The organism is Pseudarthrobacter lactosi, from assembly GCF_055412785.1.
Window position 1 is genome coordinate 245,498 of sequence record NZ_JBVAYS010000002.1, and the last position, 25,981, is coordinate 271,478.

The following is a 25,981-nucleotide window of genomic DNA, read 5'->3' on the forward strand; positions in this document are numbered from 1 at the left end:
AAAACCGACTGACCTGAAACCCCATCCGTTCCACCTACAACCAGAGGACTCCCCATGGAACAACAGACAATGACGTCTGGCCGCGCACTGGGCGCCGCACTCAAACCCCGCCAGCTCACCATGATGGGGCTTGGAAGCGCCATCGGCGCGGGCCTCTTCATCGGCTCCGGCGCCGGCATCCAGGCTGCAGGGCCGGCCGTGCTGATCTCCTACCTCGTGGCCGGCACCCTCATCATCCTGGTGATGTGGGCCCTCGGCGAGATGGCCGCCGCCAATCCGGACAGCGGTGCCTTCTCCGTCTATACCGCCAAGGCTTACGGGCCGGTGGCCGGTGCCACGGTGGGCTGGCTCTGGTGGCTGCAGCTCGTGGTGGTCATCGCCGCGGAAGCGCTGGGTGCGGCAGGCCTGCTGGCCACCATCTTCCCGGCCCTGCCGGTGTGGCTGATGGCTTTCGTGTTCATCGTGGTGCTCACGGCTGTGAACCTCACCAGCGTGAAGAACTTCGGCGAGTTTGAGTTCTGGTTCGCGCTGCTCAAGGTGGCGGCAATCGTCGGGTTCCTCCTGGTGGGCGCTGCCCTGCTCTTCGGCTGGCTGCCGGGCGTGCAGTCACCGGGCCTGGCCAACTTCACCGGAGACGGATTCGCGCCCGACGGCTTCGCCGGGATCGCCACGGCACTCTTCGTAGTGGCGTTCGCATTCGGCGGCACCGAAATCGTGTCCGTGGCGGCAGCCGAGACCGCGGAGCCGGCCCGCAGCGTGAAGACAGCAGTCCGGACGGTGCTGTGGCGCATCCTAATCTTCTACATCGGTGCGATCTTCATTATCGCGGCTGTGGTTCCCGTGGGTTCGGCGGGGCTGAAGAGCCCGTTCGCCGCCGTGTTGGAGGCCGCCGGCATGCCCGGGGCGGCCACCGCCATCACCCTGGTAGCCGTGGCAGCACTCCTCTCCGCCCTCAACGCCAACCTCTACGGCGCCTCGCGGATGGCGTACTCCCTCGCCGAGCGGGGTGAAGCACCACGCCTGCTTGCTTCCGTGTCCAAGGCACGGGTCCCGGTTGTCGCAGTCCTGGCCAGCGTCGCTTTCGGCGTTGTCACGGTGGTGCTGGAGCTGGCTTTCCCCGAGAAGGTCCTGCCCGTCCTGCTCAACATCGTGGGCTCGACCTGCCTGCTGGTGTGGACGTCCGCTCTCCTTGCCCAACTCGCGCTGCGGCTCCGCGCCGACCGCGAGGGGACGGATCTTCCCCTGCGGATGCCTGGCTTCCCGTGGCTCACGTGCTTTGGCCTGGTCATCCTCGTGGCGATCTTCACTGTGGGATTCATCGGCGAGGCTTCCCGTCCCCAGCTCCTGAGCACGTTCGCCCTCGTTGCGCTGCTGGCGGTGGCGAACTGGCTCCACCACCGTTCGGGGAAGGTGTTGCCGGTTGTTGAAGCTTCGGACGAGACCAAGCAGCCGGTGCTTGTCGACTGAATCAGGTGCTCTGCACCACTAGCAAGTGCAGGGCACACGAAGGGCGCCCGGGCTGACCGGGCGCCCTCTCGCAGTCCTCACGTACGTTCACGGCTTCCAGAGCCATCAACTGAGCTACCGGTGGTTAAGAGCCAATTGCGTTCGGCACGGCGACTGCTTCGTCTCCGGGATCTGCCAATTAGTGATTACCGCTGACACGGCACTAGCCCCAGCAGCGACTGTTAACTTCTTTATAGCTTCAGCGTCCACCTCTACGTGAGATGCCCGCCTTCTCGTGCTAAGAGACTTAGTTTCCCGGTTTCCACTCAAGCAACTTGATATCGTCATTGATGTGCGGTTCCTCCGCAGCACTATCTTCGATGTGTACGTCACCGCCTGGCACGTACTGCCCGCCATCCAAAGTGATAGAAAGGACTTTCACCTGGGAAAGGAATTCTTCGCCGTGATTAGGGCCGCTCATAAACGTGTATTTGAAGATCATATTCCTGACGCTACCATGCAGTAAGCGGGCTAAGTACCTGCGCTCCCACGAGCCATGATCTGTGCCAGAAAACTCAGTATCTGCGCCAGCGGAAAGCATGGATAATTTCCTCGGGTGCCTACTTGAGGAGATTGCATGATCTTTCGCCAGCAGACGACCTGCCCCGGGTGCGGTAAAGCTGTTGTCGTCCGGGTAACTATCGACTCGACAGAACTACTGCGCTTCTATATACCTTGCCCCGCCTGCAAACTCCCTGTCCGTGGCTCCATGCAAGGGCGGGGCCCGGGGGACTTCCGACTGGAGTTGGAAGGTAAGCGCAGCGATGAGCAAGGAGACGCCCCAGTTGTCACCGTGAACCCGTTCTTTCCGTCGTCGCCTTCAGCTAAGGACCTGGGCGACCCGGGGAGCGGGATGATCTTTACCGTCGACCTGCTGGCTGGATCTCGGGAACGGATGCGTTCGCTCCTTGAGTTAGGCCGTGAGATACGCGATGCCAACGCCCTCATACCTCAGATTGGGTGGTTGCTGGAGTACTACGAGTCTGGTAACTACGTGCAGACCGCAAAGTTTCTGAAGGATCATGCGGACATCGATGTACCCGCTGATTCCGCGTTGCCGCTCCTTCATAGTCAGGTGTTTCAAATATGGCAGGGTTGGATGACGACCTACCTGGCTGGAGCCTCTGACCCCGAAGGCGCACTCTTAGCAATTGAGCAGGTTAACAAGTGGCACGTCACCGCCCTCAAGCATGAGGGTTATATAGAAGCACTCCAAGAAGCAGCAGCGCAGAACCCTGCGGGCCCGCTTGTACGCGGGTTAGTCAGCGCGACGAAGACGCTAGCCTCCTGTGCCCCTGCGTGGAGCTCGGGCTATCTGCGTAATGCGGCCGATACCAATCAGTCGATTTGGGATGACTTCACGCTATTCCAGGACGAATTCATGTCCCTCCGGGACGCTTACCATCGGACCTTCGAGGCATGCTGCGCTACCGTTTGGCCTGTTTTACTGATGCGAAACTGCGCCGTAAACGGGGATCCATGGAATTTCGAAGGCGTGATATACACGAGGCCAGGCGATAAGAAACTATATAAAGTAACTTCGCTCAAGCAGTTTCACCACCTCCGTAACGCCGACAAGCTGCACGTGATCCGGGGCCTTCCGGGAATGAAACGTTGCTTCGATCACCTCGACAACAATCTGCGCAATGACATTGGACATGCGTCTGCTCATCATGACTTAGAGAAAGCTGTGATCGTCAACGACAGGCGGCTCTCAATCCCGTACTTCGATCTGGTTGCGCAGACTATTTCACTTTTTGCGCCCCTTTCATGCTGCGTGACCCTCTGCCGTTACGTTGAGATTGCATCGAGAATAGCTGCTCAAAGGCACCTCTTCCCCCAGTAGCTCATGACTTCCTAACTGCGGTGGAGGGCGGTTGGTCTCCAGCAATCTGCACCTGCGTGAACCATGGGTCGGGGGATGCCTGGGACCTGCATTGTGCATGCGGCTCGTACCTGAGCGCGCAGTTCCCGGGAATCCCCATCGGGCTCTGGATTGTGGGTTTCATCGTCATCACTACACTGCTGAACATCCTGGGCATCAAGGTGGCGGACAAGGCCAACTACGTGCTGATGGCGTTCCAGCTGCTGGTCGTCGTGTTCTTTGTGGCGCTGTCCATCGGCACCGTGGTGTCCACCTCCGGCGCCGGGGGACTGGTGAGCAGCCAGCCGTTCGTCGATGACACCGCCAGCTTCGCGACCATCTCCGCGGGCGCGGCCATCGCCGTCTACTCGTTCCTGGGGTTCGACGCCGTCACCACCCTTACCGAGGAGACCATCGAACCGTGCAAGAACATGCCGCGCGCCATCATGCTCATCGCCCTGATCGGCGGCGGCATCTTCGTGACGGTGTCCTATGTGACCCAGCTGGTCCACCCCGGCGGGCAGCTGTTCGGCGCGGTCTTCCTTGCCGGCCTGGTGGTGGCACAGTTCGCGTCCGGCCTCGCGGCGCAGGCCAGCGCCTCGCGCCTGCTGTACGCCATGGGCCGTGACTCCGTTCTGCCCAGGGCGGTCTTCGGCCGGCTCAGCGTGAAGTTCCACACGCCGGTGGTGAACCTGATCGTCACCGGCATCGTCGGCCTGATCGCGATCTTCCTTGACGTGGCCACCTCCACCTCGTTCATCAACTTCGGTGCCTTCACCGCCTTCACCCTCGTCAATGCCTCGGTGGTGTTCCACTACGTGCGCCAGCGCCGTGCCGGGCACCAGCTGAACCCCGTTTCCTACGTGGTGGTCCCGGTGGTGGGAGCCATCGTCTGCGCCTACCTGCTCTCACAGTTGGACAGCAACGCCATTACGCTGGGAGTGTCCTGGCTCGTGCTGGGCATTGTGGTCCTGGCGCTGATTACGCGTGGCTTTAAGGCGGCGCCGCCGGAGATGACGGCTACTGAGAAGGCCACGGTTGAGGCCGCCGCCTGAGCTTGGCGTTTTCACCCGGGCTGCCGTTTGGACGTAAGGGAAGGAGCAACCGTGCGGATAGCGCTGGGGCAGCTGGAGTCGGGAACCGACATCCAGGCCAACCTCGCCGCGATCGACCGGTTCGCCGCCGAGGCAGCGCGCGACGGCGCCGCGCTGGTCGCCCTTCCCGGAGTACGCCACCTACGAGAAGAAGATCGTGGATGTGACGTTCCCCGAGGTGGCCGAGCCGCTGGAAGGTCCCGTCTGCCGGGAGCTCGCCAATACCGCCTGCCGCCACCGCATCGCGCTGGTGGCGGGCGTGGTGGAGACCTCGGAGGAGCCGGGCAAGGCGTACAACACCCTGGTGGCCTTCGGGCCCGACGGCGTCCGGCTGGCCTTCTACCGGAAGATCCACCTGTTCGACGCGGAGGGTTTCGGGGAATCGACGTTCATCAAGCCCGGGCCGTCGACCAGCCCCGTGGTGTTCGATTGCGGGGGAGTACGCTTCGGCCTGATGACCTGCTACGACCTGCGGTTCCCGGAACTGGCCAGGTCACTGTCCGACGCCGGCGCGCAGGTTTTGCTGGTCTGCTCGTCCTGGGTGCCGGGCGAGCACAAGACAGAACAGTGGCTGGCGCTGAACGCCGCGCGGGCGATCGAGAACAGCGTGTACGTGGCAGGGGTGTGCCAGGCGCCGCCGGTGTCGGTGGGGCGCAGTGTTCTGGTCGATCCGATGGGGGTGGTTGAGGCTGACCTCGGGCTGGAAGCTGTCATCCGGACAGTGGAGGTTTCGGTGGAGACCGTGGACCGGGTGCGGGAGTCGTTTCCGATGTTCCGGCAGCGGCGGGTGTAAGAGCAAAGTAGTCGACCGAGATTGAGCCGGACAGGTGACACGGATCAGGAAGGGTTGCAAGCAATCCGGGCGTTGCCGAGCCCTGCATTGAGGCTGCGCTTTCGTGACCTTCCTGCCCGTTAGCGCAAAGATCCGGTGCCCATCGCCCTAATCATGGCAGAGGCTGCAAGAACAGCTCCAGCGTCCCTCCCGTCAAACCCCGCCAGTTCACGATGATGGGCCTCGGAAGCGCCATCGGTGCGGGCATTTTCATCGTATAGCCAGGTGGCCGTTGCCAGGGTGGGCTGACGAACGATGGTGTCACATTCTGCGTCAGCTTCGTCGTATATTGTCATCACATGAGAATTCGGCGCATAGAAGTGAAGAATATTGGGGGTCTGCCTGATTGCACCCTAGACCTTCCGTCTTCCGTCCTGACGGCGATAGCTGGTCCAAACGGCACCGGTAAATCGAAACTCTTAGCCTGCATACTCGCGCCTTGGACCCTAGGAGTGCCAATGCCGAAGGACCAGGAAACTCCTGCGGAGATTAGGCTGTCGGTGTCACTCACGGAACCGGAACTCGATGCTGTGGTGAAGTATGCCACTCAAAGAAGTTGGCCTGCGGATCGCCCGGCAAGCGAAACGACCATCGTCATCAGCAAGAATCAGAGCGCGACGAATTTAACTGCTGAGCCATATTCCCTTGCACTTACTGAGAGTCTCAGAGATGCCAGTTTTCTGAATTCGTGTCCAACTATGGACCTGATTTACCTTCCAGCAGAACGACGGCTCAACGCTCATGGCGGTGGAACTATCGATCTTGCCCAACTTGCAGACGCTCAAAGCGCGAGCAGTACAAGCCAAGGTCGGTCCCAGGCCGTTTCGGGAATACTCGACGATAACGAATTCCAATCCTACGCACGTGCCCTTTGTGTCGCTGGAAGCCTGCCCAGTGAAGATGCATTAGATACGGGACAGGCAGACGCGCAGTCGAAGTGGGATGCCTTCAAACGTTCGGTTGACGTGCTCTTGCATCCTAAGGTCCTCCTTCCCCTAACGAGGCAGCACCCCGAAGAACTTCGTATCGGACTTCCAGATGGGGGATTTCATCCAGTGCACGCACTTTCGAGTGGTGAACGACAAGCGTTGGTCATTATGAGCCGTGTATTTCGAGCAGGGGAAGACCATTCACTCGTTGCAATAGATGAACCCGATGCGTATCTGCACCCCAGCCTAAGTGCGAAACTTTTAGATGCTCTGGCGCCAGGAATGGGATCAAGCGGTCAGATGATTGTTGCGACGCATAGCCCTTCCATACTAGATGCAGTAGAACCCGGTGCCATCATCAAGTTGAGTCATGATTCGCCACCGTCGTTTCTTGAGAATGAAGAGCAACGGCTTCGGCTTTATAGAGATGCTGGTTTTAAGGCAAGTGCCTTGTCGCAGTCCGATCTGCTCCTGGTTACGGAAGGAGACTTCGACGCGGAGATACTTCCGCAACTCATTCCGCTGCTCGGCGGAGCGGCGATCCGCCCAGCTAACGGCAGAAACCTTGTCCTCAGGACTCTTGAATCCCTGAGCAGCTATGACATACCAATCATTGGGGTCGTTGATGCGGACATCAAGGCAGAAGAGCCTGCTGCTAACATTGCTTCGAGATGTCATGTTTGGAATTCAGCCGATATAGAAGGCGTACTTCTAAGCGATGACAATTTCTTGCAGACAGCGATCGATGGTCGCTTTTTCAAGCCGAGCTATCGCGAACTTGAAGACGTTAAAAGCCTTCTTCAGCGGTTGCTTCAAAAGCACAAGGAACAGTCGATAGCCGAGATTGCTATGCGTGCGCTGCGAGATCGTGCCAGCATAAGTTGGCCTAGCCCACGCAGACCCGGAATCCTTGACGAATTAAAGGGTGTTATAGAGCGGGCTCCAAGAATTGCGGCCGCCGATATCGATGACGAATGGAACAAGGCGGATCAAATTTGGTCTGATAAGGATGCTGACGCATGGAAGTTGGTGAGAGGCAAGTGGCTTATCGGAGAGTTTGTGTCTACTGCTACTGAGTTCCGTAATTCAACTGGCTTTGTTAAGTCGGTCATTGCTAGAAAACCGAAGGTGCAGGAAATCAAGCGTCTTGAGAATCTCGTCAACGCGGTTATCCGCTAGTAGTTGTGTGGGGGTGTTCATGAGTAATATCCTGTCGCTGTCATCCGCGAATCCGAAGCAAGAGAATCTATAAGGAACAGAAGACCGTCTCGAACCTGAACCTCGCGATACTTTTGGATTGTAATTTATTGGTCATTTGATTCCTTGGTCATCGATAGAATATAATGTGCCCAACGAACAGAGGTTCGTGCCCTGATTTGGATGGCTCAGGTAGTGGTGACTCGGTAGTTTTTGTCGGCGGTGACGAGTGCCCCAATAGTCGACGACTGCGTTCACTGATGCGTTTATTGTGGTGCCCCAAGCGCAGCCTGGGGACAACCGGAGATATTGGTTTTTTGCATTCTACCAATTAGCCTTACCCAGTGAACACATTCGATGGGGGGCCGGCAACTGAACAATTGCCCGAAGGTCTGTATGAATTGCTTAATACCGAATGGCTGACGGCAAGCCTGTCTAAAGTTCCCGAGCTGGAACCAAACTTTGGGTTAATCGACGACGAAGACTCTCCGGATATCCTCTCCCGTCATGTGGCAGACGCTGTTCGGAAGGTTCTCGCTGGAGCGAAGCCAACTGACAGAGTCGCTTTGGCAAATCGGCTTCTTCAGGAGCTTCGCTACGACGACCTAATCAGTGATGTCCCTTCCCAGCTTCAGTCACTCCATCGCCCGGACGCCCTCAAGCGCCGCCAGCTGCGCCGTCCAACCACGAAGCTCAGCGACTCAGCACTCCTGACCAACAGCAAGGACGAGCCGAATCTCGCCGCGGACCTCCGCGCCGAGATCGAGTCGGCAAACACTGTTGACCTCCTATGCGCCTTCGTCCGGTGGACCGGCCTCAGGCTTCTGCAGCCGGCCCTCGAGGAGCTCAAGGAGCGGGGAGCCCGCCTGAGAGTCCTCACCACTACCTACATGGGCGCCACGGAACGGCGCGCCATCGACGAGCTCGTCAACCGCTACGGCGCCGAGGTGAAGATCAATTACGAAACTCAGGCCACTCGCCTCCACGCAAAGGCCTGGCTGTTCCGCCGCAACTCCGGCTTCGACACGGCGTACGTCGGGAGCTCCAACCTCAGCCAGGCTGCGCTGCTGGATGGTCTGGAATGGAACGTCAGGCTCAGCTCAGTCGGCACGCCCACGCTGCTGCAGAAGTTCGAGGTCACCTTCGACAGCTACTGGGAGCAGCGCGCCTTCCAAAGCTACGACCCGGAACGAGACGGCGAAAAGCTGGAGGCCGCACTCGAACGCAACGGCGGCCGGCGCACCGCAGCACCGGACGCAGCCACCGGCCTCGAAGTACAGCCGTACCTCCACCAGGAGGAGATGCTAGAAGAGCTTGAAGCGGAGCGCCTCAAGGGCTTCAACCACAATCTCCTGGTCGCGGCCACCGGAACCGGGAAGACCGTCATCGCGGCCCTGGACTACAAGCGCCTCTGCGAAGCCGCTGGCCGCGATCTGAAGCTACTCTTTGTCGCGCACCGGCAGGAAATCCTCAAGCAAGCGATGCGTGCCTATCGTGACGTCATGCAGGACGGTGCTTTCGGCGAACTCTATGTGGGGGACCACAAGCCGAAGGCGTGGAAGCATATCTTCGCCTCCGTCCAGTCGCTGTCCTCACTAGGCATCGAACAGCTGGAACCGGACTTCTTCGACGTCGTCGTCATAGATGAATTCCACCACGCTATGGCGCCAACCTACCGGCGTCTGATGGAACACCTGAAGCCGCAGCAACTTCTCGGACTCACTGCGACGCCGGAGCGCGGCGACGGGGTCGACGTCGCCAAGCAGTTCTTCAACGGGCGCACCGCCAGTGAGCTCAGGCTTTGGGACGCCCTGGACGCTGACCTGCTGGTGCCTTTCCACTACTTCGGCGTCTCGGACGACGTTGACCTGAGCCAGCTGGAATGGAAGCGCGGCAACTACGACACCACGCAACTCAGCAACCTCTACACCGGCAACGACGCCCGCGCTGCCAAGGTGATCCGCGAACTCCGTGACAAGGTCACCAGCACTGACGAGATGCGTGCCATCGGCTTCTGCGTCTCGGTTCAGCACGCCCACTATATGGCCGAGGTGTTCAACCGCGCCGGCATTACCTCCGTCGCTGTCGAGAGCAGCACCAACGACGCTGACCGCGCAGCCGCGCTGGAGCGCCTCCGCCGGCGGGAGATTAACTGCATCTTCGCCGTCGACCTTTTCAACGAAGGCCTGGACCTCCCACAGGTGGACACCATCCTGCTGCTCCGTCCTACGCAGAGTGCCACGATCTTCCTTCAGCAGCTGGGGCGCGGGCTGCGACGAGCCGAGGGCAAGGCGGTCCTGACGGTTATGGACTTCATCGGCCAGCAGCACCGTGAATTCCGCTTCGATCTTCGGTACCGGGCGCTGACCGGCTACGGGCGCATGGAGCTGAAGAAGGCTGTCGAGGACGAGTTCCCGTACTTGCCGTCGGGCTCCCAGATCGTGCTTGACCGGGTGGCGCAGAAGGTGGTGCTGGACAACATCAAGGCACAGCTCCGATTCAACCGGGCTCAACTCGTCAGAGACATTGCTTCGTATGCGGAGACCGAGCTAGAGGCCTACCTGGAGCGGTCCGGGAACGACGTGAAGTCGATCTACCGTTCGACCAGGGATTCCTGGACCGGTTACCTTCGACAGGCGGGTCTGATCGAAGGGTTCTCGGCGTTGGAGGCAGCCCTCAGCGGGAGGATCCAGGAGCTCTCGGATGCCGATGAGAAGAAGCTCTTGGGCCGCATGGCTGCGCTCATCCATGTGGACGATCCTGAACGTGCCGAGGCCTACTCTAGGCTGGTCCGCCCCGATACACCCCGCTACGCGGAGCTTGGAATGCGTGAGCAAACATTCGCCCGCATGCTGTTCTACACCTTGTGGGACGATGGCGGCGGTTTTCAGACGTACGACGCCGGCCTGGACTACCTGCGCGGCTACCAGTTTGTGTGCAGCGAGATTCGGCAGCTCGTGAAACTTGGGGTGGCCGCGTCTAAGCATGCTGCGAAGGGTCTCGGATCGGGGCTGCAACACGTGCCGCTGCTTTCCCATGCGACTTATCGGCGGGAGGAAATCCTGGCGGCGCTCCAGTATGGGTCGTTGGAGCTTCGAAAGAACGTGCAGCACCGCGAAGGCGTAGCCTGGTGTCCGGTGACGTCCACCGATGCCTTCTTCGTAACATTGAACAAGGACGACAGGAAGCACTCGGCGACAACCATGTACAAGGACTACGCCATCAGCCCGGAGCTGTTCCACTGGGAATCGCAGAACGCAACGTCATCGGGCAGCCCGACTGGAAGTCGCTATCTGGACCGTGCAGGACACGGTTCGCAGATTCTGCTCTTTACGCGCGATACGTCTGAGGACGAGACAGGTCTAACTGTTCCATACAAGTGTCTCGGACAGGTGGACTACGTGCAGCACAGCGGAGAGAAGCCCATTGCGATCACCTGGAAACTGCACCGGCCGATGCCTGCTGATGTCTACGCGACAGCTGCTGCTGTGGCGCAGTAGGGTCTCCTGCGGAGAACCAAGGCACGCTATCTAGATTGGCATTAGAAGTCTTGAACTATATCTGTCGAGATCCTTGAGACCAGGCATCACTGCATTTATCAATGTCATTTCAGCCGAGCCGGTCGGCAGTACAGCAGCACCAATGACACCAGACCTATGAGCAACCTCGCCCCTTCGGACTCCAAAAAGGTCCATCTGATCTAGAAAACCAGGCAAAAACCAGCTGTCCCTGTAACCGAGGGGCCCGAGCAGAGTGCGGAGATCGGCGGCTTTAACTCCATTATTGGACTTAATTCGGCCTCGGTGATTACGGACCGCGGCTGTGAACGCACTTGTGGAAAGCTGGATGGCCGACGACCGGGAAAATAGGGGATAGCTGGCCTGACTTGCATTTCTCTTCTGAGAAAGTTTCAGAACTGCTTCAAAAACTATTAAATGGTGAGCGGCGTGAGTCAATTCGTGCCGCTGCAGCGTCTCCTCCGATACTGCAAGGATAGTTTCGGCTATCTCCTCAAGGTATGCCTGTATTTCAGCATGAGCGAGAAGCCTAAAGGAGTGAATCCTATCAACATCCTCCTGCGTCACCGGTACGGGCAATAGATTCAAGCCCTTGGCGATAGAATCGAGCCGGCCACGTAGCTGCTGGAATCGGCGCGAACGGTGCCTCGGAGGCTTTAAATGTGCATCTAACTCGATCATGACTATTTGCGAACAGCTTGGCGCTTTGCGGCTATTGGTAGGAAAGACTTCTCGGTTTGCCCGAAGGCTATATCTACGCCTAGGGCATCAGATAAAGCGGCGCCCCATAGCTCAATCCTGCCATTTAGGGCCCCAGGCGTCTTGGTCGTGGAAGTCAGATATGACGCGAAATCGCCATTGTCACGACAAAGCTGCTCAAAAGCAAGCCGTACATCATTCCTTCGCTTCACAGCAAGGTTCGCGATCGCTGGATCTGAAAAGTACCAAGTCATTGCATCGAAGACTGCCATGTTAAACCTCGGCATGTATTTCAATCGCGCCGAATCATATCGAAGGAACGCGACCTTATCAAATATGTCAAATGTCGTGCCCACTGCAAGGTCTAAGTCGTCAGCCATGGCAGCTAACTCATTCTCGATATCATCAAAATGATCGTTTCCCCCTTTGAGTACTCGGTCCAAAAATTGTCTCAGATCCCCACCGTAATTTGCCCGGTTTGTCCGGATTCCTATGTAACGAAGAAGAGTTTCAGCATCGCGAAGCCGAAAATCTGGCTCAGTGAGGCGACGAGCTCGGAGAACTCCAGAAGGCCGGGCACTCTCACGGTTGACAAAATTGGTAAATTTCCCAGGATAAAGGGACTGCCGTAGCTCATGGGATGCCAAGGGGACAGCGGCCTTATTGAGCCGAGAAAATATCAGATGCAGGAGAGCTGGTGTCCTCCAATTTCTTACTACTATTGTCCGTATTGGCTGTGAATAGAGGGCCTGTGCATATTTCTTCAAGGTCGAACTGGATCTAATTTCGGAGTATGTGAGCCCTTTGATCTCAGTTTCAAGTAATTCGAGGCCCGAAAGCTTGAGTGGTCTATCATCTAACAGAAAGCGACGAAGAGCCGTTAGACGCTGCTTCCCATCCAACACATAGAACTGCCCAGGATTCGTTACGCTTTCCGCCAGCACTAGCGGAGGGATCGGGAGGCCAAGCATGAGTGATTCGATGAAAAGACTTTGCCGGGCGTCATTCCAAGCTGTGCGTCTCTGAAAAGGAGGATCGGTTACTAGGATTCCTGTCGACTCAGGATCATCGGGATCCGCATCGATCTGATCGACAATAGTTCCAACAGTCCAATCTAGAGGATATATGACCGTTCCCAATACATCTTGCGACTTCAGTGAACCGGGATCCGAATAGGAGTCTTCGAATTCGTCATCCGATTCTACGACTAGTTCAACGTTGTCCGTTGAGTCATCAGCCACTTGTCCACCCTCACTCTAAATTTTATCCATCGTACCGTGACATTTCTCTGGCGGGCGTCATAGCACTTAGCCCACGATGCTTTTGGGACCAGTAATCTCGTCCCATAAGTGTGTGATTCGCTCCCATCAGGACCGGCCGGAAACGAATCGCCTGAAACAATCGGCTTAAGCGGGTCGGCTCCAGCATTCAGTCTTCTCGGACGCTCATAGCTGCAACTCCTCGTAAACCAGCTCACTCAACACCTTGAGCAGGGCATGCATTTTTGTCTTGTCTCCCAGCGCCTGGAGGCTCAGGTTGTAGTGGCTGTCCATCGAATTCGAGACTGCATCGGTGACGGCTGCCGCCAGGTGCGGACTGCTGCCGAAGTGACTCCGGGAGTTGTTCTGCGCCTGCTTCTGGAGCGTCTCGTTTTTCACCAACTCACGCCGCACGCCCTCCACGAAGTGTGCCACCGCGTCGAGCTCCTCGCCCTCAAACGGCAGGTTGGCCTGCTGGATGACCTCCTCCCACGTCGCTAGGACAGGGTCCTTTGCTTGCCCGGTGCCGATGTCGGTGGGTGGCTTCAGCAGCGCATCCTCACCCGAGAGCTGCAGCTGGGCCTGACCTTTGTCCTTGAGCGCGTACTTCGCCAGCACCACTCCCGAGAGGTCCAGCGCCACCTTCGCGTCGTTCACGCGGAGAACCGGCAGGAGGTGCTTGTAGTAGATCGAGCGCTTCTCCAGGTCCGTGTCGGCGAAGTCGACGATCTGGGAGAGGAAGTCGTAGGCGCGGACAAACGAGCCGAGGTCCTTCCGGAACAGGTCCAGCTCGTCCTGGGCAGTCTTGGCGCCCCCAGCAACCGCGGCGTTGTACCGGGTATTGAAGCGAGACTTGGCCGGCGCCACCCAACCAGAGAGCGCGTTGTTGCCTGCCTCCAGGACATAGGACTTGACCAGACCGTCCACCTCGGACTCGAGGTAGATTTGCGCGGCGTCGAGCTTGGTCTGGAGGTCGTGCACCACGTTCGGATCGGAGACGCTTTCCAGTGCGGCCTCGCGGAAGTATGGCTGGAAAGCTGTCAGGATCTCGTCCGGATCGTTGACGAAGTCCAGCACGAAGGTCTGGTCCTTGCCCACTGCGGTGCGGTTCAGCCGGGACAGCGTCTGCACTGCCGAGACGCCGGAGAGCTTCTTGTCCACGTACATGGCGACGAGCAGGGGCTGGTCGAATCCGGTCTGGAACTTGTTGGCCACCAGCATGATCTTGTACTCGTCCGTGGAGAATGCTTCCGGAATCGTCCGGCCTTTCAGCCGGGGATTCATATTGACCTCGGTGAAGGCCTCGGGTCCGGACTCGTCGTCGTTCACTTCGCCGGAGAAGGCGACCATGGTGCCCAGGCCGGAGTAGCCGGCGTCGTGGATGTACTTGTCGATCGCGAGCTTGTACCGGACCGCTTCCTTGCGAGAGCCGGTGACCACCATTGCCTTGGCCTTGCCGTCGAGGCGCCAGGCGACGTTCGCGCGGAAGTGCTCCACGATCACCTGGACCTTCTGGCTGATGTTGTATGGGTGCAGCTTCACCCAGTTCATTAGCGACTTCAGCGCCTCGGACTTCTCCACCTGCGTGTCGTCCGAGTCGTAATCCCGGCCCCCGTGGGTGAGCCGGTAGGCCACCTTGTAGCTGGTGTAGTTCTGCAGCACGTCCAGGATGAAGCGCTCCTCGATGGCCTGCTGCATGGAGTACAGGTGGAACGGCTGCGGCAGCCCGTCCGGACCCGTGCGGCCGAACAGCTCCAGGGTCTTGGCCTTGGGCGTGGCCGTGAAGGCGAAGTAGCTGATGTTCTTGGCATCCGCCCGTTCGGCCATCTCGGCCGCCAGGTAGCTTTCGACGTCGAACTCGCCGCCGTCGTTGATATCCGCCAGTTCCTCGGCGGAGAGGACCTTCTTCAGCTTGTTCGCCGTGGACCCGGTCTGTGAGGAGTGGGCCTCGTCAGCGATGATGGCGAAGTTCCGTCCTTTCAGGGCCTGGGATTCGGCGATGGCCTTCAGGGCGAAGGGGAAGGTCTGGATCGTGACGATGATGATCGGGGTGCGGGCAACAAGAGCCGCGGTGAGTTCGGCGGACTTGGAGCCGGCATTGCCGCGGATGGGAACCACGACGCCGGACTTGTGCTCGATCTGGTAGATCGCGTCCTGCAACTGGGCATCCAGCACGGTCCGGTCGGTCACGACAATGACGGAGTCGAAGATCTTTTCGTTGCCGGCACCGTGTAGGGAGCTGAGCTGGTGCGCGGTCCATGCGATGGAGTTGGTCTTGCCGGAGCCGGCAGAGTGCTGGACCAGGTAGCGGTGGCCCGGACCCTCGGCGCGGGCGGTCTCGATGAGCCGGTTGACCACGTCCCACTGGTGGTAGCGGGGGAACAACAGGGACTTGCGGACCTCACGCTCGCCCGTCACAGGGTTCGTCTTGTCGCTGATCTGCAGGTGCAGGAACTTGCCGATGATGTTCAGCCAGGAGTCGCGCTGCAGGACCTGTTCCCAGAGGTAGCTGGTGGCCGACCCCTTGGGGTTGACCGGGTTGCCGGCGCGGCCGTTGTCGCCGAGGTTGAAGGGCAGGAAGTAGGTGTCCTTGCCCTTGAGCTCGGTGGTCATCTGGATCTCGTCATTGCTGACGGCAAAGTGCACCAGGGCGCGGCGGCCGAAGGACAGCAGCGGCTCGTCCTTGTTCTTGCCGTTGCGGGGCAGCCGGTCTTTGCGGTACTGCTCGACAGCGTCATTGATGTTCTGCGTGAAGTCGGTCTTGAGCTCGATGGTCGCCACCGGCAGGCCGTTGACGAATAGGACCAGGTCGATGCTCTTCTTGGTGTCGACCGTGGAGTAGTGGACCTGGCGGATCACGCGCAGGCGGACCTTCCCGTAGCGTTCCAGCGTTTCGGGGTTCAGGCCCATGGCCGGCTTGAACTGGCACATCTCAAACTTGGCTGCGACGTCCTTGAACCCGGTGCGCAGCACGGACAGCATGCCCGCTTCCTTGGCCGCTGGCTTGTCCAGGACCTTGCAGAGCCGGTCCAGCAGTAGCCTTTTGGCGACCTCGTGCTCTGCGGGGGAGTCCCTCGGCTTCAGGACTTTGGCTAGCTGCTCCGGCTGGGTGTCCGCCAGCCAGGCGAAGACATCCTCGGGGACGAGGGCACGGGTGGCGTCGTACAGATCCCCGGCCTTCCGGTGCGGCTCAAAGGTCCAGCCCTCTGCCGAGAGCGCTTGGCAGATCTCTTCCTCGAATGTCACTTCATTGTGCTGCGCCAAAATGAGTCCCCTACTCGATGGTCTGAAGGTCGTGCAGTGATGTTCCGTTTGCGTCCCGCCACAGTTTCAGTGATTCCCGAACATGACCGCCGTTAATCAGGTCCACGGCCTGTCCCGGTCCAGCGAAGAGGTAATCCTGCTTTAGGACGAACCGTTCCCCGTCGACTTCGGCAGCTCCGCCCGACACGAGTCTGGTTCGGCGACTCAGGATTGTCTCGGGCGCCCCGGGCCTAGAGTCAGCACGAGCGGATGAACCTGCGATGACCAGCATCTGTTCACCTACGAGGCGCCCTTCTAGATCGCAACTGCGGTGGCGGAAGTAGTATGTGGCGCCTTGGATCGGTGAAGTGTTCATGGCGAAACCGGACTCATCAGGCCTTGGATGGCGACTTGCTCGCCCTCCTCGTTCTCCATCTGCCAATACTCCGCCCCGGGAACGTTGTCCGCGCCGGCGTAATGCGCGGCGGCGTCCAGGGTGGAAAACTCATGACCGTCAATGACAACCACTCCGTCTGCAGTGACCTCGGCCCGAATCCTGATGGAGTCATCGGCAGGGCTGAGGAAATCACCGGGTGAGAGGATGCCCGCTTCGACGAGGTCCGCCACGTCGGTTTCAAGATGGGTAGCCGGCTGTGCCATCACCGTTATCGTCGGGGACGCTACCGACTGTCCGGACTTGAGCTGCTCGTAGCCTGCCCTCGTGACCTGGGCCATGAGGATTCGCCGCTCCTGGAGGAACTCCTCGTAGCCCATCGTTTCCCAGTCCTCAGGGAGAGCGTGCCAGAACATCTGCTGCCGCAGCGCGTCCCCGCTGAACCCGCGTGCGGCCACCAGAGCTGGCCAATACTCGGCAGGCTGGCGGTCGGAGATCAGGATATTGGTGCTCCAGTCCGTCGGCGCGAAGTTGGCAACCTGGTTGATCTTCTTGAGGTCTTTGATGCCGACAACGTTCTCCAGGTATTTTCGAGGGTTCAGATGATGGCCTTCCGTTCCCTTGGTCGCCGGCAAGGAGGGGTCCATCCACTGTTGGACTTTGTTCCTCAGCATGAACATGTCCGCGTCGAGAATATTCAGCGCGGCGAGGTAAGTCTGGTACGCCGGTGACAAGGCGGATGACGATGTCACCAGCGAATCCGGCATGCGAAGGGTCCAGAAATCGTCCGATAGCTCAGCAGAAATGACCGTCTCGATTGTCGAGACAAAGCTGCTCGAATCGCTGCCATCGATGGCCGTCAAACGGTCTAGATCCTTCTGGAGTTGGGTTTCCGCGCTTCCGGTGTAGCGTCCGGACAGCTGGGACATGAAAAGCCAGCGGGCCATGAGGTTCCGCAGGGTAGTCACGTCGACGCCGAAGCGTGTTCGCCCCAGGATCCAGAGTGCATAGCTAGACAGGATGTTCATGTCCGACGTAACCATTTTTCGCGATTTGAAGCCGGCCACGGCGAGGCATCGGATGAATTCGGTCCAGTGCAGATCCTTGAGCACGACAGGCAGCGCTGCCTGAAGCTTTGCCAGCTCGGCCTCTTGCCGCTCAGGCACGACGAAGCCAGTACTGCGGTCCTTCGCCTGGAGAGCGTTGTACGCGTCGCCAAGCTTAGCCCGGTTCTGCCCTACGGCGACCAAGACTCGCACCAGTTGACCGGCGTCAACGGCAAGGTAGTTATTGATGGGCGTCCAGGACACGGTGCGGCCCGCGATCTCGCCGGCTCGCTGGGGAGTTAGCCGAGAATCTCGAGCGAAGCCTTCAAGACGTTCGCGTCCTTCCGGCCAGAAAACACTGAGCCACGTCAGGATGAAGTCCGACGCCTTGAGGCTCACCCCCTCGGAGTTGATCCGGACGAAGATGTCAGCGACGACCTTCTTGTCAGCGTCCGGCTGGATCTCAACGACTGTGAACTCATAATTGCGCAGGCTATCAAGGCGAGCGAGCCGCTCCTCTATGAGCTCCTCCATCTCCTCGGTCAGCTCGCCGCGGGCTTCCTCATATCCTTTCTTGAAGGATCGCCGGACCTTGAACGGGTTGCCGAAGAACTCCGATACGTTGCCGATCCAATCCGCAGATTTCTCGATGGCAGTGTTGGCAACCTCAAATTTTTCGTTTATGGGGTTGAAAGCAATGGTCATCGTCTTTGAGTTGTATTCCGCATCCCGGACCGCCGCACCCTTGAAAACCGCGTACAGGCTGGTGAGCCGCTGCTGTCCGTCAATGATCTGATGCGCACCGACCCGTCCGGTGGCACCAGAAATCGTTCGCGACGACTCTTCCTGCGAGACATTCCAGAACATCAGCTCGCCGACAGGGTACCCGCGGTACATGGAGTCGAGCAGATCGCGGATCTTAGATTTCGGCCATACGAATGGTCGCTGAAGGTCAGGCAGTTGGACAACTCCGGATTCGACGGAATCGACAAGGCCTTGGACTTTCCAGCCGACAGGCTTGAACACCGTACTCATGCCGTCGCTCCTTCGGTAGTTACATCGATTTTTCCAGTGACGGCGGCGGAGATGAGAGCGGAACGACGCTCGTGTAGAAGTTTGATGACGTCCCGCGCCTTGGATGAGAGCGCTTCTATTTTTTCTGTTTCACGATCGAGAAAATCTGCGATTCTTTCCTGCTCCGACTGTGATGGGGCGGCAAGGAGCTGTCTTTCCAACTTCTCTGCCGTTAGATGAGGAATAGTTGCTTTGTTGCAAACCACATCATTAAATTCTGTGGCGTTGATAGCCCGCAGCACGTAGTTAATGAATCGACCATCAAACCCGAAATTTGGACGTACACGGTTGATCGAGTTTTGGTAAGCCCACCCAACAAGATCCGTTGACAAGACGTCGCTTCGGCCGAAACCCGCCCCGCCCTCGACAACAACGACGTCTCCGCGCCTCAAAGAAAGGTGCGTCTGCTCGGCTTTGGTGAACCACATCAGTTGGCGGTCTTCGACAGCCAACCCATGTGGCTGAATATTGGCCGCCCTGAGGTACGGGAGCCTGCGGTCCGTAGCATCTTTTTGCTCCGGCTGGAGCATCTTGCCGAGCGATACGCGCCCCGCCCGCTTGAGAGGCATTACCGGCCAATCACTGTTTACAATCCCCGCCCAACCCAGGTCGGTATCTTTGGTTGTGGCCAAGGAGTCGAGGCCTTTGGTGACAGCGTGTGTGATGACAGCCTGGCGCTTCTCGGCGAGTAGCTCGATGAGCCGCACTTGCTTGTCGACAAGTTCGTCGATCTGGGCAGTTTCGCGATCCAGGAACAGGGCGACGGTCCGCTGCAGACTGATCGGCGGGGTGGGGACTACGAAGCTCCGGAAATCGTCCTGGCTGAGGTTCTGCATACTGCTGCTCGTGCCTACACAAATCAGTCTTACCTGATCTTTGTATTCTTTCGACTGCATCCACCAGTACAGAAACTTAGCATCGGCCTTCCGCGTTGAAATCTGCCATAGGCGATCCGGCAGGTAGAGATTCGGAGGGGCTGTATGGGTGAAACCGGCTGACCCCACGAGTGACGGGGTGTTCATCCGGCTTACGATCAGTCGGCCCGGGCGGACCTGACAGGTCACTCGGCCACGCTCGTCATCGTTAACGCGTTTATTCTCAGTGGGATCAAATAGTCCCCGCGACACGCAGCTGGTTTTGAGTACGCCAAGTTCGTTTTCAGCTGCCGCAACGTCTGCTGCATTCACGCTTGTCCCGGACTCGACCCGGTCCACAAGATATCGCAGAGGAGTGTCCTCCCAAATTTCGGTCACTTCTCCACCTTGGCAAGGAGCGTGGTGATCTCAGCTATGAGCTGGTTGAGGTCAGCGTCGATCTCAGCCAGCGATCTCGGCGCGAGGTACTTGTAAAAGTGTTTCGTGAAGGGGATCTCGTAGCCAACCTTGGTCTTTGACTCATCGATCCAGGCGTCGGGGACGTGGGGGAGGACTTCGCGTGCGAAGTACTTTCGGATGTCTTCACCAAGGGGCACGTTTTCGGTGTCCCGGAGGTCGGCATCGGCTTCGGGGGTCCCCTTGGGTCCCCTGCAGATGTCGGCATTTTCGTCGCGTTCGGAGAGACCAGTTATAACGGCCTTTAGCACCGGAGCCCCCGGTTTCAGGCCAACCTCAGCGAGGGCGGGCTTCATGACGCGGAGGAAAGCTTCGCGGTCCTTGTACACCTTGGAGGGTTCGACCACGCGCGAGCGGAGGGCCTTCTCCAGAAGCTGCCGGTCGTCGTCGGACAGCTTCTCAACAGGCCTCTGCGCCAATGTGGTGTCGATCCGCGCAGGCGTGAAGGCGAAGTTCAGCTTGAGCGGGCGCTCGACGGTGATGGTGGAGTAGCCAAAGTCCTGGTTGTTGAAGATCTTGGAGGTCTCGCCGTCCTCCTCGAAGGATCCGTAGAGCTGGACGATACTCGCGATGTCCTTTGGGCCGAGTTCCTTGCGCTTGGAGCCGAGGCTCTTGCGCATCTTCTGGAAGAAGTCGACGCCGTTGATGAGCTGGATCTTGCCGACGCGCTCCGGGTGCTTTTGCTTCTTGCTGTTAGAGAGGACCCAGACGTAGGTAGCGATGCCGGTGTTGTAGAACATGTCCGTGGGCAGGGCGATGATGGCCTCCACGAGGTCGTTCTCGATCAGGTACTTGCGGATCTCGGATTCGCCCGAGCCGGCGCCGCCGGTGAACAGCGGTGAGCCGTTGAGAACGATGCCGATGCGGGAGCCGCCGTCGTGCGCCGGGCGCATCTTGCGGACCAGGTGGAGCAGGAATAGCAGCGAGCCGTCGCTGACCCGGGGGAGGCCCGGGCCGAAGCGGCCGTCGAAGCCGTGGAGTTCGTGTTCCTTCTGGATCTGCGGCTGGATCTTCTTCCACTCGACGCCAAAGGGCGGGTTGGAGAGCATGAAGTCGAACTGCTGTCCGATGTTCTGGTCGAAGGCGAGGGTGTCCCCGACGGAGATCTTGGAGATATCCTGGCCCTTGATTAGCAGGTCGGACTTGCAGATGGCGTAGGACTCGTCGTTGATTTCCTGACCATAGGCAACGAGGGATGCACTCGGGTTCAGCGCGTGTAGGTGTTCCTGCGCAACGGTGAGCATGCCGCCCGTTCCGGCGGTGGGGTCGTAGATGGACCGGACAATGCCCTCTTTGGTGAGCACGTCGTCGTCGTAGTTCAGCAGCAGCTGGACCATGAGCTGGATGACCTCGCGCGGGGTGAAGTGCTCGCCGGCGGTCTCGTTGGAGGCTTCGGCGAAGCGGCGGATGAGCTCCTCGAACATGAGTCCCATCTCGATGTTGCTAATGGCCTCTGGGTGGAGGTCGATCGCGGCGAAGTCCTTGGTGACGTGGTAAAGCAGGTCCGAGCTGTCCAGCTTCTCGAGCGTCTTGTAGAACTCGAAGCGCTCGAAGATGTCCCGCGTGTTCTCCGAGAAGCCCTGGACGTAGTTGAGGATGTTTGCCTTGATGTTGGTGGGGTCATCGAGGAGCTTGGCGAAGTTGAATTTGGAAGTGTTGAAGAAGCTGTGGCCCGAGGCCTTCTGCAGGAAGGTGTCCAGCGGGATGTTCAGGTCCTTCTTCGCCTCTGACTCGTTCAGGACGGCATCCTTGGTCTTTTCGAGAACACAGTCCAGGCGGCGGAGGATGGTGAACGGGAGGATCACCGAGCCGTACTGTGCCGGTTTGTAGGTGCCCCGCAGAATATTCGCGATGCTCCACACCAGGTTGGCGTTGTTGTTACCGGCCACTGCTCCCACTTTCCTTGCTGCGGGCAGCGGGGAGTGGCTACTTGACTTGCCGCTGGCATCGTCCCCATTGCCGTGCAGCGTTCATCGATCACGCACGTACTTGCTATGCATTGTATGGTGGCGGCCCCGAGGTTTGTTCCATGGAGCCCAAGAGTTGAAGCGGAGGTCTTCCCTGCGCCAGCCACCGACCAGGGGCCAAACAGGCGCGTAAAAACCAAAGGTGGGGACTCGCCTGGGATTACGCCTGCTGACGCTCGCACGTCGTAACGGGCGCTAGGGTTGGGTCGGAGCTTCAGACGCACATCAAGTGTCTCCGAGAGGTGAGTTTTTTGATTCATGACAGCGAAAAGGTCAAACTGCTAACGATGGAAATGATTTAGTATGCAAGCTACCGGCCAGTTGCGTGAAGTCAGGATCAGGGGCTTGTTCGGTCAGCGCGATCTGAGGATTGTGCTGGGCGCCGATCACCCCACGGTACTTACTGGGCCAAATGGCAGCGGCAAGTCAACCGTGCTACGCCTCATATATGCGGCCGGGAAACTTGATACATTTCAATTGCTTTCTTTCCGTTTTCTGAGTTTGCAGCTTATCTTCGATTCCGGGGATGAGTTTGTTGTAGAAAAAAATGACGAGGCAAATCACGCGATAATCACGTGGCGGGGACGCTCTCACGATCTCAGGCTGAGTGAGGGCCTGCAAAATTTACCGGTCAGCGTTAGGGAACTACTCGCAGACAGCGATTACGACCCCGAGCGAGCGCTTATGCGCCTGACAGAGCGGGGACCAAGGAGCGCTAGGTCATATGCCGATTATCGGCTAGGTCGAACAGCGTTGGCAGACCTGGACTCTAGCGCGGTGAAGCCAGAGCTTCCTGGCTGGTTGAACGAGTTTTCCAAGTTTTTTCCAGTTGAGTTCATTAGCGACAGACGCCTTCAGGAAGCCTTAGACCTGCCTGACGCTGGTGTCATGGGGACGCGCGGGGCCTCCGACGAACGTGCAATTATGGCGGCGGCCCATCACATAGGGGCCATTCTTTCGCAAGCCCAGGCACGGTACGGACGAGGTACAGAACGTCTTGATCTGAGGTTATCGCGAAGGGTTGTTGAGGCCATGAGGTCGGGGCATGGTCCAACTCAAAGTGAGGTGCTTAGTCTCGCGAGCGAAGTAAGAGAAAGAAGCCGTGGCTTAAGAACTGTCGGCTTGCTGGAGACTCAAGAGCAAGAGGATGATCTCTTCCTGACGGATGCTAGTGACACTTCTGCTGTTCGGCAGGTAGTGGCGGCCATACTCCAGTCGACGCTGGAGCGCCTGGACCAACTAAGCGAAATACAAACGCAACTCAGCGCCTTTAAGGCGTTTCTTGACCGCCGGCTGAGCGACAAGCATGTCCATCTCGGTGGCCGTAGGGGCATGATGTTTGAGACTGCCTACGGATACCAGATTCGACCTGATCAATTGAGTTCCGGCGAGCAGCATTTGGTTATCCTCGCATTCGACTTAATTTTTGGTCGCCGTAGAAACTCGTTGGTTATTATTGATGAACCAGAAATATCACTGCACGTAGCATGGCAGGACTACTTGTTGTCGGATTTCATTAGTTTGGGCAAGGGGAGAAGTCTTAAGTTTCTAATGGCTTCGCATGCGCCGTCATTGATTGCTCAACTGCCAGAATGTGAATTTCCGATGGCTGATGCTATATGACGAGTTTGCAATTCAACGGTCGCCAACTAGGGCAGAAGATCCGTATGGTTCTGCAGACGATACCATCAGATCATTCCGTCATTGTTGCTGAGAGTCATGCTGATACCAGCGCGTTATCTGGGATTCTTGCGGATGCCGTCCATCTCCAAAAAGGAATGGGGAAAGCAAATTGCGTAGGTGCCCGCAATTATCTGAATGAACAAGAAAGACGCCGCGCGCTTTTTCTGGTTGACTGCGATGGTGAGGATAACGGTCACCTGCTGGCAGATAAAGGTCTGATAGTGAGTGAGCATCGTGATTTGGAATCTGATCTCTTTTTTCGGCTCCGAGGTTTCGAAGAGCTGCTTGTTAGAAAATTTGCGGAGCAGGACGGATCGTTACTATCCTTCCGCACGGCGGCGCGGGCTTGTCATTCGTTCGTCCTTGAAATGGCCACCATCGTTGGCATGATCCGTGATCTTGCGAACCGAATTGCACTTCCTACACGGCTTCACGATGAGCGGACTGGAAGGCGTCGAAAGATGGGTGTTCGCGACATAAAGAACTTGAATGGCTATTGTCAGGCGTTGGAAACGGCGCCGTTCGACGTCGTTCTTGTCGAGTTCCAGGAGCTGATGGGGTGGTCGGAAGAGCAAACTCATAGGATTCGCCAAGAGTCGAGTATTAATGCCTCGAAACCCTGTCGTTTGCACGACAAAGCCGATTGCGCTTACTGCAAGGGGCGAAGGTTCGCTAACGGACACGAGCTGGTTGACCTCGGAGCGCGAGTTCTGGCGCTCACCCATCAGCAATCGGAGCAACCAGAGGACCCCAATTTCCGCGAATTTGAGAGCTTGCTACGGGCAACCGTCGCCAGTGAAAGGTGTGCTGGTTGGCCCACGGTCGATAGAATGCGTCGCTTTGAAGTTTGGAGCGGATCCTCGGTGCTTCGACAGCCTGGTGCGTTTTTTGAGCGGGAACCTCAATCCTCCTGAGGCATCTCATTCCCGGCACCTAGCTGGCTGACGTTCCTCTACCCGCCGCCACCTCCACTTGCCGGACATGCTCCACCTTGCAGGACGCCAGAAACGCCAGATACCGCGCATCCCCGCGGCCCACTAACCGTCCCAGAGTCTCGACGGCGTCAAAATCCGCGGAGCCCATATCCGTGGACAGCCAGCGGACAAGCAGCCCGACGTCGCCGCTGGACCGCACGGCCGATCGGAGGGCCAGGTCCAACTGGTCCCGGAGCAGCTGGACGGCCATGGTCCCGGTGCGGCTGAGCAGGGGAGCCCGGTACGCCGCCAGCGCCTCGGCCACCTGTCCCTCGCGCAGCAGCCGCAGCACACGCCCCGAGTCCGAACAGCCCGCTAGGCCCGCTACGAACCGGTAAGGGTTCGACTCCACGGCATCGCCCAGCATGGACCGGACCCGGAACATCTCGGTCCGGATGGCCTGCGGTGTGCCCGCATCGCCATAAAGCTCATAGGCCAGTTCCTCGGCGGACCAGCCCTGGGCGCGTGAATCCAGCAGCGCCAGGATCTCCGCTCGGCGCAGTGTCAGGGTCACGCGGCTGCCGTCAGCAAACACTGCGGCGGGTTTGTCCCCGAGAAGCTCCAGCGACTCCACCGCAGCAGCCGTTCGGCGGACGGCCTGCCGGGACGCACGAACGGGCGCAGAGGCACCCAGGGACGTCCCGCCGTCGGGCGTTCCCAACAGTGACTCCGCCACCCTGACGGCGCACCGCACCATCCGCAGTGTGTCAGCGCTGATGGTGTCCAGCGGTCCGGAGACGTCGAGTACTCCCAGCAGCCGGCCCGTGGCCGGGTCTGTGATGGGCGCCGCCGTGCAGGCCCACTCATGGTGGGTGCGTACCAGGTGCTCGGCGGAGAACAGCTGCACCGGCCGGCCGGTGGCCAGCGCCTCGCTGATGGCGTTGGTGCCGATCCCGGCCTCGGACCAGTCGGCCCCTTCGGAGAACTCCAGCCGGTCCGCGCGCCGCAGCACTTCCGGGCTGCCCACCCGCCACAGGATCTCGCCGCGGGCGTCGGTGAGCACCAGCAGGTGCCGGCCGGAACTTGAATCGTCGGCCAGCAGGTCGTTGAGCGCCGGCATGACCTGCTGCAGCCGGTGCTCCCGCCGCAGTTCCAGGACGTCGGAGACGTCGTGCAGGTGCCGCGGGCTGTGCTGGTCCGGGCTGATGCCCAGGGCCATGGAGCGGCGCCACGAATCCGCCAGGTTGGTGGGGATCTCCGGGCGCGGGATGCCGGAGATGACCAGTTCGTGGGCGCGGCGCAGGGCGCGCGAGTACTTCGCCGGGTCCGAAAACCTCAGGCCGTAGTCCAAAACAGTGTCCTCCTCACCGGCGGCGTCCTTGCCGGCAGTGCCCGTGTAACGCGGTTGTTACCCCCACTGCGTTGCAATGG

General features: G+C 59.1%; 16 protein-coding genes and 1 pseudogene. 9 read left to right on the top strand and 8 right to left on the bottom strand.

The window, feature by feature from the left end; translation table 11 throughout:
• Positions 1–54: 54 nt before the first annotated feature.
• A complete protein-coding gene (locus tag ACZY0Q_RS11085) occupies positions 55–1,467 on the top strand; it encodes an amino acid permease (protein WP_463916744.1) in 1,413 nt (470 codons plus the stop codon).
• A gap of 286 nt (positions 1,468–1,753) precedes the next feature.
• Here ACZY0Q_RS11085 and ACZY0Q_RS11090 read toward each other — a convergent pair whose 3' ends face one another.
• Positions 1,754–2,047 carry a hypothetical protein gene (locus ACZY0Q_RS11090; RefSeq protein WP_463916747.1) on the bottom strand — a complete coding sequence of 98 codons (294 nt, stop codon included), beginning with the start codon at positions 2,045–2,047 and terminating at the stop codon, positions 1,754–1,756.
• A gap of 312 nt (positions 2,048–2,359) precedes the next feature.
• Between ACZY0Q_RS11090 and ACZY0Q_RS11095 the strand changes: the two genes are divergently transcribed.
• The 6 genes and pseudogenes from ACZY0Q_RS11095 (at position 2,360) to ACZY0Q_RS11120 (ending at position 10,922) form a co-directional block, all read left to right on the top strand.
• The gene (locus tag ACZY0Q_RS11095; RefSeq protein WP_463916749.1) at positions 2,360–3,352 is read left to right on the top strand and encodes a hypothetical protein; all 993 of its coding nucleotides are present in this window, start codon (positions 2,360–2,362) and stop codon (positions 3,350–3,352) included.
• A 56-nt stretch (positions 3,353–3,408) separates the two neighbouring features.
• Positions 3,409–4,425, top strand: coding sequence for an APC family permease (locus ACZY0Q_RS11100; RefSeq protein ID WP_463916751.1), 1,017 nt, complete (start codon positions 3,409–3,411; stop codon positions 4,423–4,425).
• A gap of 196 nt (positions 4,426–4,621) precedes the next feature.
• On the top strand, positions 4,622–5,257 hold the full coding sequence (locus ACZY0Q_RS11105; RefSeq protein ID WP_463916753.1) for a nitrilase-related carbon-nitrogen hydrolase: 636 nt from the start codon (positions 4,622–4,624) through the stop codon (positions 5,255–5,257).
• Positions 5,258–5,595: 338 nt separating this feature from the next.
• Positions 5,596–5,742 (top strand): annotated as a pseudogene (locus ACZY0Q_RS11110) (AAA family ATPase); the annotation flags it as partial.
• Positions 5,743–5,754: 12 nt separating this feature from the next.
• Positions 5,755–7,404 (top strand): ATP-dependent nuclease, encoded by a 1,650-nt coding sequence (locus ACZY0Q_RS11115; protein WP_463917559.1) that lies wholly within the window; start codon positions 5,755–5,757, stop codon positions 7,402–7,404.
• Between the two features lie 398 nt (positions 7,405–7,802).
• On the top strand, positions 7,803–10,922 hold the full coding sequence (locus tag ACZY0Q_RS11120) for a DEAD/DEAH box helicase (RefSeq protein ID WP_463917560.1): 3,120 nt from the start codon (positions 7,803–7,805) through the stop codon (positions 10,920–10,922).
• 30 nt (positions 10,923–10,952) lie between these two features.
• On the opposite strand, the gene ACZY0Q_RS11125 is transcribed toward ACZY0Q_RS11120, so the two are convergent.
• The 6 genes from ACZY0Q_RS11125 to ACZY0Q_RS11150 form a co-directional block, all read right to left on the bottom strand.
• On the bottom strand, positions 10,953–11,507 hold the full coding sequence (locus tag ACZY0Q_RS11125; RefSeq protein ID WP_463916756.1) for a hypothetical protein: 555 nt from the start codon (positions 11,505–11,507) through the stop codon (positions 10,953–10,955).
• A 116-nt stretch (positions 11,508–11,623) separates the two neighbouring features.
• Positions 11,624–12,880, bottom strand: coding sequence for a GmrSD restriction endonuclease domain-containing protein (locus tag ACZY0Q_RS11130; RefSeq protein ID WP_463916759.1), 1,257 nt, complete (start codon positions 12,878–12,880; stop codon positions 11,624–11,626).
• A gap of 204 nt (positions 12,881–13,084) precedes the next feature.
• The gene (locus ACZY0Q_RS11135) at positions 13,085–16,162 is read right to left on the bottom strand and encodes a type I restriction endonuclease subunit R (protein ID WP_463916762.1); all 3,078 of its coding nucleotides are present in this window, start codon (positions 16,160–16,162) and stop codon (positions 13,085–13,087) included.
• A gap of 351 nt (positions 16,163–16,513) precedes the next feature.
• Complete coding sequence (locus tag ACZY0Q_RS11140; RefSeq protein ID WP_463916765.1) at positions 16,514–18,616, bottom strand: GmrSD restriction endonuclease domain-containing protein; 2,103 nt, start codon at positions 18,614–18,616, stop codon at positions 16,514–16,516.
• The gene (locus ACZY0Q_RS11145; RefSeq protein ID WP_463916768.1) at positions 18,613–19,908 is read right to left on the bottom strand and encodes a restriction endonuclease subunit S; all 1,296 of its coding nucleotides are present in this window, start codon (positions 19,906–19,908) and stop codon (positions 18,613–18,615) included. Before ACZY0Q_RS11145 ends, ACZY0Q_RS11140 begins: the two co-directional genes overlap by 4 nt.
• Positions 19,905–21,875 (bottom strand): type I restriction-modification system subunit M, encoded by a 1,971-nt coding sequence (locus ACZY0Q_RS11150; RefSeq protein ID WP_463916770.1) that lies wholly within the window; start codon positions 21,873–21,875, stop codon positions 19,905–19,907. Before ACZY0Q_RS11150 ends, ACZY0Q_RS11145 begins: the two co-directional genes overlap by 4 nt.
• Before the next feature lie 381 nt (positions 21,876–22,256).
• Between ACZY0Q_RS11150 and ACZY0Q_RS11155 the strand changes: the two genes are divergently transcribed.
• Positions 22,257–23,576: an AAA family ATPase gene (locus ACZY0Q_RS11155; protein WP_463916772.1), complete on the top strand. Its 1,320-nt coding sequence runs from the start codon at positions 22,257–22,259 to the stop codon at positions 23,574–23,576.
• A 44-nt stretch (positions 23,577–23,620) separates the two neighbouring features.
• Entirely contained in the window at positions 23,621–24,550 is a 930-nt protein-coding gene (locus ACZY0Q_RS11160; RefSeq protein WP_463916775.1) for a hypothetical protein, read from the top strand.
• A 19-nt stretch (positions 24,551–24,569) separates the two neighbouring features.
• Here the strand turns inward: ACZY0Q_RS11160 and ACZY0Q_RS11165 are convergent, their stop codons facing one another.
• Positions 24,570–25,901, bottom strand: a complete 1,332-nt coding sequence (locus tag ACZY0Q_RS11165; RefSeq protein WP_463916778.1) for a GAF domain-containing protein — start codon at positions 25,899–25,901, stop codon at positions 24,570–24,572.
• Positions 25,902–25,981: the final 80 nt, after the last annotated feature.